The sequence below is a fragment of the Sphingobacterium spiritivorum ATCC 33861 genome (assembly GCF_000143765.1).
GTDB classification, from domain to species: domain Bacteria; phylum Bacteroidota; class Bacteroidia; order Sphingobacteriales; family Sphingobacteriaceae; genus Sphingobacterium; species Sphingobacterium spiritivorum.
Window position 1 is genome coordinate 1,007,881 of sequence record NZ_GL379771.1, and the last position, 11,645, is coordinate 1,019,525.

General features: G+C 39.8%; 11 protein-coding genes and 1 tRNA gene. 4 read left to right on the forward strand and 8 right to left on the reverse strand.

Translation table 11 applies throughout. The features are described 5' to 3' along the window. Positions 1-10: 10 nt before the first annotated feature. Together HMPREF0766_RS14400 and HMPREF0766_RS14405 are read left to right on the forward strand one after the other, a co-directional pair. Positions 11-1,054 (forward strand): DUF3078 domain-containing protein, encoded by a 1,044-nt coding sequence (locus tag HMPREF0766_RS14400; protein ID WP_236590615.1) that lies wholly within the window; start codon positions 11-13, stop codon positions 1,052-1,054. Next, the gene (locus HMPREF0766_RS14405) at positions 1,054-1,947 is read left to right on the forward strand and encodes an N-acetylmuramoyl-L-alanine amidase (RefSeq protein ID WP_002998560.1); all 894 of its coding nucleotides are present in this window, start codon (positions 1,054-1,056) and stop codon (positions 1,945-1,947) included. The genes HMPREF0766_RS14400 and HMPREF0766_RS14405 overlap by 1 nt, the downstream gene beginning before the upstream one ends. A gap of 125 nt (positions 1,948-2,072) precedes the next feature. Here the strand turns inward: HMPREF0766_RS14405 and HMPREF0766_RS14410 are convergent, their stop codons facing one another. The 6 genes from HMPREF0766_RS14410 to HMPREF0766_RS14435 all read right to left on the reverse strand — a co-directional run bounded on the left by HMPREF0766_RS14410 (position 2,073) and on the right by HMPREF0766_RS14435 (position 8,145). Then, the gene (locus tag HMPREF0766_RS14410) at positions 2,073-3,776 is read right to left on the reverse strand and encodes a sodium:solute symporter family protein (protein WP_002998562.1); all 1,704 of its coding nucleotides are present in this window, start codon (positions 3,774-3,776) and stop codon (positions 2,073-2,075) included. 105 nt (positions 3,777-3,881) lie between these two features. After that, the gene (locus HMPREF0766_RS14415; protein WP_002998565.1) at positions 3,882-4,085 is read right to left on the reverse strand and encodes a hypothetical protein; all 204 of its coding nucleotides are present in this window, start codon (positions 4,083-4,085) and stop codon (positions 3,882-3,884) included. Positions 4,086-4,092: 7 nt separating this feature from the next. Further along, positions 4,093-6,537 carry a PIG-L family deacetylase gene (locus HMPREF0766_RS14420; protein WP_002998567.1) on the reverse strand — a complete coding sequence of 815 codons (2,445 nt, stop codon included), beginning with the start codon at positions 6,535-6,537 and terminating at the stop codon, positions 4,093-4,095. Between the two features lie 330 nt (positions 6,538-6,867). Next, on the reverse strand, positions 6,868-7,125 hold the full coding sequence (locus HMPREF0766_RS14425; RefSeq protein WP_002998569.1) for a DUF6952 family protein: 258 nt from the start codon (positions 7,123-7,125) through the stop codon (positions 6,868-6,870). After that, the gene (locus HMPREF0766_RS14430; RefSeq protein ID WP_002998571.1) at positions 7,106-7,420 is read right to left on the reverse strand and encodes a thioredoxin family protein; all 315 of its coding nucleotides are present in this window, start codon (positions 7,418-7,420) and stop codon (positions 7,106-7,108) included. Before HMPREF0766_RS14430 ends, HMPREF0766_RS14425 begins: the two co-directional genes overlap by 20 nt. A gap of 89 nt (positions 7,421-7,509) precedes the next feature. Further along, complete coding sequence (locus HMPREF0766_RS14435) at positions 7,510-8,145, reverse strand: peroxiredoxin (protein ID WP_002998573.1); 636 nt, start codon at positions 8,143-8,145, stop codon at positions 7,510-7,512. Positions 8,146-8,355: 210 nt separating this feature from the next. Between HMPREF0766_RS14435 and HMPREF0766_RS14440 the strand changes: the two genes are divergently transcribed. Further along, positions 8,356-8,427 (forward strand) — tRNA-Arg (locus HMPREF0766_RS14440). Here the strand turns inward: HMPREF0766_RS14440 and HMPREF0766_RS22125 are convergent. Both HMPREF0766_RS22125 and HMPREF0766_RS22405 read right to left on the reverse strand, forming a co-directional pair. Then, entirely contained in the window at positions 8,390-9,952 is a 1,563-nt protein-coding gene (locus HMPREF0766_RS22125; protein WP_081454856.1) for a recombinase family protein, read from the reverse strand. The genes HMPREF0766_RS14440 and HMPREF0766_RS22125 overlap by 38 nt on opposite strands. Positions 9,953-10,012: 60 nt before the next feature. Next, on the reverse strand, positions 10,013-10,174 hold the full coding sequence (locus HMPREF0766_RS22405; protein ID WP_002998575.1) for a hypothetical protein: 162 nt from the start codon (positions 10,172-10,174) through the stop codon (positions 10,013-10,015). 193 nt (positions 10,175-10,367) lie between these two features. On the opposite strand from HMPREF0766_RS22405, the gene HMPREF0766_RS14445 reads away from it, so the two are divergent. Then, complete coding sequence (locus HMPREF0766_RS14445) at positions 10,368-11,075, forward strand: hypothetical protein (protein ID WP_002998577.1); 708 nt, start codon at positions 10,368-10,370, stop codon at positions 11,073-11,075. The last annotated feature ends 570 nt before the right edge of the window (positions 11,076-11,645 follow it).

Sequence of the window (11,645 nt, forward strand, 5' to 3'; positions counted from 1 at the left end):
AACAGCTATTATGAAAATAAAAAACTACGCTTTTCTTCTATTGATGGGCCTGCTTTTCAAAACAGCCCATGCTCAGGTTGATTTAAAAGATCTTCGGGCAAAACCGGACTCTATTACAAATAATCAGGATAAGCAAAAGTTGAATATAAAACCAATCAATGTTCCTATTCCTAAACTAGCGCTGGAAGTGGACTATTGGAAACATTGGAGCCGGTTTGGGGTTAATGCGAATCAGGCTGCATTCAGTGATAGCTGGAAAGGCGGGGGGGTCAATTCATTAGCTCTGGGGCTAAACGCCTGGCATAAATCTGAATTTAATAAGGATGATTTTAACTTTATTACGGAGGTGGATCTGCGATATGGTAAAGTGAAGAATAAGGATCAAATGGCTAAAAAGAACAATGACCGTATTTTCTGGGATAACAAACTGTCTTATAAATTATCGAAAAGCTGGTCACTCTTTACTTCCTTAACTTTTGAATCCCAATTTGATGTAGGTTATACGTATGAGACCAAAGATGGAGTAGAGCGGATAAAAGAAACTGTTTCAGCATTTATGGCTCCGGGTTATGTTACCGAATCTTTCGGTTTGGAGTATAAACCTGATAATACTTTTTCCGTACGTCTTGGTACAGGTACTGCCCGTCAGACTTTTGTTTTGGACGATCGTATCAAACCGCTGACAATAGAACAATACGCCATTAAGTATCCCGGACAAACAATCACTAAGGATCAGGAGAAATATGGTGTTAAGGCCGGAAAAACCTTTAAAAATGATCTCGCCTTTCAGATAACAGCAAATCTGGATAAGAATCTGTCGAAGAATCTTAATCTGAAGAGTCGTTACAACCTGTTTGCAAATTATGAGAAAATCGGTGATCCCAGTCATCGATTAGATGTATGGCTGACAGCTAAGATTACACGATTAGTGAATGTTAATTTAAACGGGATAATGCTGTATGACAGCGATGATGTTACTCCTGAAAACCCGAAAGCGAAACTGCAGTTTTCAGAATCTCTGGCTTTAGGTCTTACATTTAATTTGCCGAGGTAATGAAAGCAGGCATACAAGCCGTTTTTGGAGTTTTAGTGGTGGTGATAGGATTTTCAGCTTGTAAGACCAATCAATATGCCAAGACAAATAAACAGTACCAGAATCAGGTCAAAGAAATTGCATCTACACTGACTGCTGAGCTTCCGCAACCAAGCGGAGCAAAAGAAACGGCAGACAGCTCTGTTCCGGAAGTAAAGGCTGTGGATAAGGTCGCCAATCTGCAGCAAAAAGGAATGCGTAAAGACCTGGATTGGGTGGGGGCAATTCATTTTGATATCCGTAAACCCAATTATGTTATTATTCATCATACTGCTCAGGATAGCCTCAAACAGACGCTGCGTACATTTACCCTGGAACATACCAAAGTGAGTGCACATTATCTGATCGGAAAGAAAGGTGAGGTTTACCAATTGCTTAATGATTATCTAAGAGGATGGCATGCAGGAGCAAGCAAATGGGGATCCGTTACAGATATGAATTCGGTGTCTTTGGGAATTGAACTGGATAATAATGGCAGAGAGCCATTCTCCGAGGTACAGATCAATGCCTTGCTAACCTTACTGGATACGCTAAAGACAAATTACGATATCCCTGCAGCCAACTTTATCGGTCATGGAGATATTGCTCCTACCCGCAAAAATGATCCAAGTATATTTTTTCCGTGGAAGAAGCTAGCTGAACGGGGATTTGGGATCTGGTATGATGAACGCACGCTCATGACCCCTCCTGAGAATTTCAACCCTGTAGATGCGCTTAAAATAATCGGATACGATACCCGTAACCTGTCTGCAGCTATCATAGCATTCAAACGAAAGTTTATTGTGAATGACCTCAGACCGGAGCTTACCCTGTATGACAAGAGTGTGTTGTATAATCTGTACCTTAAATATTAAGCCCAGGTAAAAAGCATTACCTTCAGGAAGCCGGTATGAAATACATTTATAATTCGGCTGTAGATTTGCCGGATTTTCTTATTGTTGGAGACTTTACTGATTGTTGAGTAACCCTGTTGCAGTTTTTAGCCGGCTAAATTCTCCGTTTTTCGGGGTAATATTTGCTGCAGAATAAGCCCTACGATAACGACAAGTGCGCAACCAATAAGGTTGAGCCAAAGGAAAGCGACAACATCCATTTTCCATATGGCTACAATAATGATTTCCGATATCACTGCTGCCCAGAAGACCGCCCTTCCTCCTATTCGTTTCACATAGAAAGCCACTATAAAAATACCTAATATTGTTCCATAGAACAGGGATCCGAGTATATTGACTGCTTCCAGTAAATTGCCAAGCTGACTGGCATAGAGCGCGATGAGTATGGTAAATATGCCCCAGGCAAATGTAATGAGTCTGGATGCATTGAGATAACCCTGATCAGAGGCGTCTTTGTTCATAAATCGCTTATAGATATCCACGATAGTCGTAGATGCCAGAGAATTGATCGCACTGGCCGTTGCACCCATAGAAGCCAGGAATATAATCGCCACCAGCAATCCGATAAGACCTTTAGGGAATGTGGTAGTTATAAAGGATAAAAATACATAGTTGTTATCGTTCACTTCCGCTTTACCGTCATTCTTTTTGATCAGCGCAATCACATTATCCCTGACACCCTGTACCTGTTTATTTGATTGTTCAAGCTTCAGGCGGGCACCTTCTATTGCTTTGTCATCGTTTTTGTCCAGTGCTGTTGTCAACTCATTGATGACCGCCTGTTTCTCTGCGTACAGTTGTACGTGTTGTTGTTCAAGAGCCTTGTATTCATCTTTATACGTACTGCCCTGTAACTTCTGAATTTCTTGCTGATTGAAAAATACCGGAGGAGTATGATATTGATAGTAAGCAAATACAAGTACACCGATCAACAGAATGGCAAACTGCATCGGAACTTTCAGTAATCCGTTCATCAAAAGTCCCAATCGGCTATCCCGGATAGATGAGCTGGTGAGATAACGCCCCACCTGACTTTGATCTGTCCCGAAATAAGACAACTGAAGAAAAAAACCACCGATCAGCCCTGTCCATACCGTATATTGATTGTTGGGGTCAAATGTAAAATCAATGGCATTTGTTTTTCCTGATTTTCCGGCAATATGCAGGGCTTTACTAAAACCAATATCTTCGGGTAATAAATGCACAACCATAAAACCGGCAACCAGAAGCCCGCCAAAGATAATACTCATCTGGAGTGCCTGTGTATACGAGACGGCTTTGGTTCCGCCATATACTGTGTAAAGGACGACCAGACTACCAATAAACAGTGTCGTATAGGTAACATCTACATGAAGAATGGTCGATAGAATAATAGAAGGTGCAAAGATGGTAATACCCGTAGATATACCACGTTGTATCAAAAATAGAATGGCTGTAAGGGCACGTGTCTTGATGTCGAATCTTTTCTCCAGAAATTCGTATGCTGTAAATACACGTAAACGATGAAAGATCGGGACAAAGGTGATACAGAGTACAATCATTGCGAGTGGTAACCCAAAGTAGAATTGTACAAAGCTCATTCCGGAGGAGTAAGCTAGGCCCGGAGCTGAAAGGAAAGTGATTGCACTGGCTTGAGTCGCCATTACAGATAGCCCCACGTTATACCAGGGCATAGAGCGGTTGCCCAGCAGGTAGCCGTCTATATTGCGTATGCCTCTGCTTTTGTATATGCCGTAGCAGATAATGAGCAGAAGGGTTAGAAAGAGTACGGTCCAGTCGATCGCACTCATGAGAAATACAGAGTAAATCCGTAAAGAAACAGAATAAAAAGCGCTAGCCAGAGAACAACTAAAATATAAAACTGTCTCCAGCTACGCACAAAAGGGGGTAAACCCCTATCTGTCATGTGGCTTTCCTTTTAGAAGAAAACTGATAAAAATGACTGCAAAAATAAAGCCTCCGATTGCTCCACCGATCGCACCAAGAATGGATAGATTCCAGGCAAGAACAGTCAGTGCGCCAAAAATTACCCCAATTAGAATAATCAATCCAGGAACATTTAATGCCGTTTCTTCTGTATTTTCGATGTGGTTTTCCATTTTTAATTTATTGTGATTGTTTTGATAGCAAATTTACAAATAATCTGTAAGCTCCCGGTACTCCGGCAGGCAATTGTCTAAAAAAAGACAAGGATGTATATACAAATTTACCTTTTCCTTCATTAACAACCAAAAGAGATCCGTTATTCGGGGATTCATTTTTATCATTCATCACAAGTGGAGTCGCATATTTGCTATCTATCTGTGACGCAAAGTATAATCCCCTCTCCTGAATCCATCCGTCGAAGTCTGCGGCTGTGATCTTATTTGGTGTCTGTAATACCGGACTTTCTTTGTCAAACTGTACCGTTGCATTTTCATCAGTCACACGGTCTCGTGTGATCTGAAACGGGTATGGACCAAATGTTTTGGATTTCAGACCACTATTCACGTTATATTGCTCTACCAGAGTTCCTCCTGATCGCACATATTTTAAAAGATGCGGCATTAACGCAGATATTCTGTTATTCACGTTGAAAGCCCTTATACCTACTATTATCGCATCATAGTCCTGCAACTGGTCATTGAAGATCTCGGACTCCCGCAGTGGAGTAACTGAGATGCCGATATCTTTCAGGCTGGAAGCTACCAGATCTCCGGCACCTTCAATATAGCCGACTTTTTTCTGAGGAATATTAATATCCAGTCCGGTAAGACGGACTTTTGCCGGCGGAAACCAGGTAATCTTCGGAATATGGTCGTATGCAATAGAATGATAAGAAAGGGCTGCCTTATTGCCGATGTTGATCTGTAAAGAATCTAAACGGACATCTTTTGATAAGGGCGTTAAGATTATCTTTTGCGAGACTTCTGTCTCCCTATTTTTAAAATCTAAGGATAGTTTTTGCGGAGATACAGTCCAGTTCTTTGGTACATCGAATGATACTTCTGCTGTCTGAGGTTGATCTGTATGCGCCTGAAATAAGATTTCTACCGTTTTCGGCTCGCCGAGACGTGCCACCACCGCACTGCTTTGTATGTTGGCCGTCACGGCAGGGCTAATGATTAGCGGCTCATATACCTCTCCTCTTACCGGATGCGTGTATTTGAATAATACCGGACGATCAAATGTGACTGACACCCCGTTTATTTTGAGGGTAAAAGTATTGTGCAGGGCATCGGGATTTTCAGGATTGCCGACAAGAGTTAAATCATCCACATTGAATTTTCCCAGTGTACCTTCTTTCTCAAGCCAGTAAGGTTGTGAAACTGGTGTCGCTGTTTGGTTGTTTTTTTCGGTTAAGATGCTGTTATAGGGAAGTGATTTATTAACAGGGGTATTGTTTATTGCCGAAAGCTCGACTTTAACGTCCGGTCTTCTGACGATAGCATCGTTAGCAACAGAAATTGTTGTGCCTAAGACAAATTTCGGCTGATCGGTATAACTTTCTATCCATATGCCGGCACAGTCCAGTATCAGCTCTTTTATTTCTTTGGTCTTTTGCGTTTTCCAGTGAGCATCATCTACTTTTTGTACCAGTTGTAAGAGCTCGGTCAATCCGGTTACAGAAGCTTCAGGATGACTGATATTAAAGTTTTGATTAAGCTGTGTGATCTTTTGTTGTATAGCAGGGTTATTTGTTACTCTTTTCCAGGATGTTTCTACACCATCCATTAAGTCTGTTTCAGGAGCTTCCCCACCCAGAAGTTCAAAGTATTCTCTGCTATTTCCTCTTTGTCTGGAAGCACCAAAGCCCTGACTTTTGTGTGAAGAGCGACTCTCCGATGCGATCTCCCCATATGATTTACCTATGAGTGGATTATAATCTCCGATCTCGAGATTAAACTGATTATCGGCTGTAGTCTTTATATCGCCAAAATTAAAGGTGTTCCAGAGTAACCTTTTGGCTGTCCAGGGTTTTACATATTTCAGCTGTTCGGGGTATACTTTAGGGTCACCGGCAATTTTAAAAGCTTCTATAGCCAGTATAGCTGAAGCCTGATGGTGACCGTGTCCTCCCCTTTCATCCGGGGGGAAGCGGGTAATGATAACATCCGGCTGAAACTTACGGATAATCCACACCGCTTCTTTCAGGACTTCATCTTTCTCCCAAAAATCAAAGGTCTCTGCGTAGGTCTTGGAAAAACCAAAATCATATGCTGTGCTGAAAAACTGTTCACCTTTGTCAATAGATCTGGCTTTTAATAGTTCCTGCGTACGGATTAGTCCCAGTTCTTTGCCAATTTCTGTCCCGATCAGATTCTGTCCGCCATCACCACGTGTAAGTGACAGATAAGCCGTTCTGTATTTTTTTTCCTGTGCAAGCCAGGCAATAAGTCTTGTATTTTCATCGTCCGGATGTGCGGCAAAATAGAGTACAGATCCCAGAGAGCTTAGTTTCTCGAGTTTGAGCTTGATTTCGGATGAAGGTGTCGGTAGTGCAGGTTGAGCGTATAATAGATGAGTGTTTGCGATCATGCAAAGAGCAATAGCGATATTCCTTATAATCATAGGACTAAAGATAAATAATTTTGTAACTCCGTGTAGCAGAAAAGTAAAAGGGATCTGTAAATTTTACAGATCCCTTTTAACAACAATTAAAAAATCTTTTTTTGACCTAAAGCTGCAATTAGCGACGAATAATTGAGTTTTAAACAGGTTTCCGTTGTTTGCAACTTTAAGTATTGTAACCTTTATTATAGTAAATGTAGTGTTTTTTATTTCTATTGACAGAACACCTGTAAAAATAAATTTTCCACAAAAAAGAAGTTATGCACATGTGTTGTTGCAAAAGTGCTTCTCCCTTATCATCTACTTACTTTTAGATCAATGCTTAGCGTATTATTTATCTATAGACCCAAGGACTCTTTTCATAAACACATTTAGTGCTTCTTTTTTAGGAGTTCCTTCTTTTATCAATTTGTCGACTTCAACAGCTCCGTACATATTAGAGATTAATTCTCCGATAACGTCCAGTTCTTCATCTTTTAAGGAAGGAACTTCTGTCAGTGCTTCCAGTGTCTCTATGGTCTCCAGTACATAGTCCACATCATTTTGCTCGATAAATTCCGTTAAATGCTTAATTACTGGTAGTTTCATTGAATAAGTCTATTAATCCTTCGAATTTATTAGTTTGAACCTGATTGATCAGTTTACCGTTTTTGAATGCAGCAAAAGTGGGAAGATTATTTACGTTTGCTAATTTTCTTGACTCCGGAAACTTCTCAGCGTCAACAATGATAAATGAAACATTTTCATTCTCACCAGCTAACTTTTTGAATTTTGGTTTCATGATACGGCAGTTTCCACACCATGAAGCTGAGTATTGTACCATTACAATATCATTATTGTCCACAATTTCTTGTAGCGTATCGTTTTCTAATTCCTGTAACATGATTTTATTATTTAAGTGGTTAAGAACAGGGGAAATAAAGACACTTCCCCTGTTTTTTTGTTTTTAGTCTTCGCTAAAGCTAGCCAGACTTAGTTAAGGTTTGACAAGTATTCAGCTACACCTGTGCGAGTTGCGTGCATAGCTTCTTTACCTTCTTCCCAGTTTGCCGGGCATACTTCACCGTGCTGTTGTACGTGTGTGTACGCATCGATCAGACGGATATATTCTTTAACGTTACGACCTAAAGGCATATCGTTTACTGACTCGTGGAATACTTTACCTGTTTCATCAATCAGGTAAGTAGCACGGTAAGATACTGCGGATCCTTCAGCAAGAGTACCGTATTCAGGGTGCTCTACTTCTTTGATTTCCAGAATACCCAGAATGCTGGATAAGTTACGGTTTGTATCAGCCAGGATAGGGTAAGTAACGCCTTCGATACCACCATTATCTTTTGCTGTATTTAACCAAGCAAAATGTACTTCGTTAGAATCACAAGAAGCACCGATTACAATAGTGTTGCGTTTTTCAAATTCTGGTAAAGCATCCTGAAAAGCATGAAGTTCAGTAGGACATACGAAAGTGAAATCTTTCGGATACCAGAACAATAATACTTTTTTACCTTCCTGAGTTGCTTTTTCAAAAATGTTGATACTTAAATTGTCACCTAATGAATCGATTGCATCTACTGCAATACTTGGGAAATTTTTACCTGTAAAGCTCATGATTATATATTGTTTTTTAATTTTTTCTATGCTACAAAGATACGACTTATTCCATCATGAAAGTATTACAATTGTCAATAAGCAATTGTTGAAATCTATATCTTAATTGTGATTGCATAGATTTTTACTATTCTCATTTCGTTATAAATTATGCGTAGACATTGTTTAGAAAGAAGAGAAATATTACATTTGCTACGCTCAATAACTAATGGCCCTGTAGTTCAACGGATAGAATAGAAGTTTCCTAAACTTTAGATAGCAGTTCGATTCTGCTTGGGGCTACTAAACAGGACAAATGAAATTGATTTTCGTTTGTCCTGTTCTTTTTTGGGAGTAATCTGCTGTTTATCTGAAAGATATAGTTTGCGATTACATTCATTCGGGTGGTTCGATACGTTTTTCCGTCAAACTCTAATTTTTCGGGGAATATCGAACCGATTATATCTCGCCTTGTTCTGATTTCACCCTCGCTGTACATTTTGGGAATATTTTCTATGTACTTCAAAGCCCTGTCCAAAGACTTTTCTATATTGATTTTCTTGGTATCAGAACCGTCTTTACTCAACTGTTCTTCCAAACTCTGGATTCGTTGCCTACACTCATCTTTGATTTCGAGATATTCCTCATCATCAATAATTTCAGACAGCAGTTTGTTTCGTGCTACTGATAATCTCGCATTCAGTTTATCTATTTCCTGTGCAATCTGTTTCTTTTCGTCAAATGGATTTTTAACGAATTTCTTGTAGTTGTCCAAAAGCAGTCTTTTCACTATTTGAGAAGTACCATTCAACGCAAACTGTCGCATACTCTTTTCAAAAATATCGTTGGCTAATTCGGCTTTTTGACGGAAGCCACAGGAGGAAACGCAATGATAGTAATAATATCGACTTGTTCTTCCTTTGGAAGCACTTCCTGTTAGGTTGCGACCACATTCGGGACATACCAAGAAACCACGCAGGGGCAGGTTCTCATCTGAAAGTATTTTGGTATTGGGACGTTCCACCCTTTTGTTTCCGTCCAATATCAGTTGTACTCTGTCAAAAAGTTCTTTGGATATAAGCGATTCGTGCTGACCCTGTACCAATTGTGCTTCTTCGTCCTTGAATTTGGCAATGAATATCTTACCGTAGTACAGCGGATTACGGACAGCTACGTGAAAAGCACTTCGACTTATCGTTGTTTTGTGCAACGTATTCATTTTTTGCCGTACTTGGTCACAGGCAAACACGCCTTTGGCTATTTCGTTGAAAGCCCAAAGCATAGCTGTTGCTTCAGGTTCTTTCGGAGCAATGTATTTTCGTCCGTCCTCTTTGCTTCTGTTGATATATCCGAAAGGAGCTTTACCCATTAAACGCCCTTCTTTCCTTGCTCTACGCATACCGTAGAACGTATTCAATGCTCTGCGGTCATTCTCTACTTCGGGAGCGGACAAATATATCGCAAGCATCATCTTGTTTTCGGGAATGGAAAGGTCTAACGGCTGTTCTACCGCTTGTGGTTCTATGCCAAGTTTGTTGAGCGTGCTAATCATCTGATAGGCATCGCCGGCATTACGGCTGAACCTGTCCCATTTGGTAAACAGGATAAGGTCAGTCTTTGAACTTCTCTTTTTAAGACTGTTCAGTAACCTTATCCATTCGGGACGGTTAAAGGTCTTGGCGGAATGGTCTTCGTAAATAACTTGTCCGACAGTAATCTTGTTGGTCGCACAATATCTTTTCAGGCGTTCCTCTTGGTCACGTTGTGAATATCCCTTATCCGCCTGTTCATCGGTGGAAACACGTATATATAAATCGGCTCTTTTCATAGCTAATCATTTTTAAGTGGATATTGACTTTGTGTGGGATTAGCTAAATTACAAAATAAATCATTCGGTGTCAAAGCATTCACGGATAATTATCATTGTGAGGTTGTACAAAAACTCCATAATCAGTTCGGCTGTTTCCTGTTCCACGTCAGTACCGATTTCACGGAGAAGCTCCATTGCTTCCTCGATAGGTATTTTTTCTATTTCTTTTCTCTCCTGCATCGCCTAACTCGTTTTGTACTGACTAAATTAGTCAGGTAAGCAAGTCGGGCTACTAATGTTGCAGTCAGAGGTAGCATTTGGCGTTCAGTTGCCAGATATTGTATTATAATCTAAAAATTTCAAACAATTTCTTGTCTTATGGAAAGCATCACAAAAGGGAAATATTTATACCTTGCAGTTTCATTAGACTAAGATGTTAGAAAACTTACCTATATACATTCCCCTAACGTTCGGGCTGATAACAGTTGCAACACTTTTTTTATTCTCTTGGGTTATTAAGACTTCCACCTCTCCAACTACACGGAAAAACTCACCGATAATCATTATCAGTTTGATAATATGGCTAATTATCCAAGCCGTTTTGACACTTAAAAATGTTTATAATTCAGATACAAATTCATTTCCGCCCAAAATATTGTTGTTTGGGATTTTGCCAACGCTTTTGGCAATTGCCGTTTTGTTCTCAATGAAAAAAGGACAGAGATTTATTGACAGTTTATCCCTGACAAACATTACTTATTTGAATATCGTCAGAATACCTGTCGAGGTTGTACTGTTTTGGCTTTTTCTGAATAAAGTTATTCCCGAATTAATGACTTTCGAGGGAAGAAATTTAGATATTATAGCAGGTATAACCGCACCAATAGTTGCATACTTTGGGTTAGTAAAAGAAAAGATTAATCGCAAGACAATTTTGATTTGGAATTTTATCTGTCTTGGTCTTCTGATTAACATTGTCGTAAACGCTTTTTTCTCCGCTCCCTCTCCTATACAGAAATTCGCTTTTGAACAGCCGAACATAGCTATTTTAAATTTTCCGTTTAGTTGGTTGCCAACATTTATAGTACCTATTGTTTTATTTGGACATTTGGTTTCTATAAGACGATTATTAAAGCATTAAAACCATTCCCAAAAAAGAATAAAAAGGTAGCAAAGATAAGGCGGACAGCCACCGCACCGCCCGACCAAAAGACTACGGCATAATGGCTTCGCCACCTTTCGGGACTTATTCCGTTTCCTTTTGGTTTTTCCGCCTGTCCGCCTTGTTAAAATGGCTTTCTTTTTTTTCTGTTTTTTTCTTTTGGAAAATAATTTTAAGAGGGAGAACCTGTTTGCTTCGAGTGCCTGTATGTACGTACATACGTAGATACGCCTCTAAATATAAGCGTAAAGGCATATAACTATAAAAGCATATTTGCATACAAACGTACACACAGGTTTATGTACTTATTTATATGTGTAAATACCTGTTCATATATGCAGATACCAATACTGTCGTTTTCCCTATCCGAATTTTTATCAGCCTTTCATTTCTCTATGGTAGCATTTGGCGTTCAGTGGCAGTGTTTGTCCGATTGCCGAAAGCGGATTGTTCCTTTACTTTGTAAAGGAATAGCAGAAGTGTTTTTTCGGAAACACACAAAAATTATTGGCTAACTCCAATCCGTTCCGTAGGACGGATTATTGTGTT

Coding starts and splice junctions, on each gene's coding strand:
- HMPREF0766_RS14400 (WP_236590615.1), top strand. CDS start 11: ATGAAAATAAAAAACTACGCTTTTCTTCTATTGATGGGCCTGCTTTTC.
- HMPREF0766_RS14405 (WP_002998560.1), top strand. CDS start 1,054: ATGAAAGCAGGCATACAAGCCGTTTTTGGAGTTTTAGTGGTGGTGATA.
- HMPREF0766_RS14410 (WP_002998562.1), bottom strand. CDS start 3,776: ATGAGTGCGATCGACTGGACCGTACTCTTTCTAACCCTTCTGCTCATT.
- HMPREF0766_RS14415 (WP_002998565.1), bottom strand. CDS start 4,085: ATGGAAAACCACATCGAAAATACAGAAGAAACGGCATTAAATGTTCCT.
- HMPREF0766_RS14420 (WP_002998567.1), bottom strand. CDS start 6,537: ATGATTATAAGGAATATCGCTATTGCTCTTTGCATGATCGCAAACACT.
- HMPREF0766_RS14425 (WP_002998569.1), bottom strand. CDS start 7,125: ATGAAACTACCAGTAATTAAGCATTTAACGGAATTTATCGAGCAAAAT.
- HMPREF0766_RS14430 (WP_002998571.1), bottom strand. CDS start 7,420: ATGTTACAGGAATTAGAAAACGATACGCTACAAGAAATTGTGGACAAT.
- HMPREF0766_RS14435 (WP_002998573.1), bottom strand. CDS start 8,145: ATGAGCTTTACAGGTAAAAATTTCCCAAGTATTGCAGTAGATGCAATC.
- HMPREF0766_RS22125 (WP_081454856.1), bottom strand. CDS start 9,952: ATGAAAAGAGCCGATTTATATATACGTGTTTCCACCGATGAACAGGCG.
- HMPREF0766_RS22405 (WP_002998575.1), bottom strand. CDS start 10,174: ATGCAGGAGAGAAAAGAAATAGAAAAAATACCTATCGAGGAAGCAATG.
- HMPREF0766_RS14445 (WP_002998577.1), top strand. CDS start 10,368: ATGTTAGAAAACTTACCTATATACATTCCCCTAACGTTCGGGCTGATA.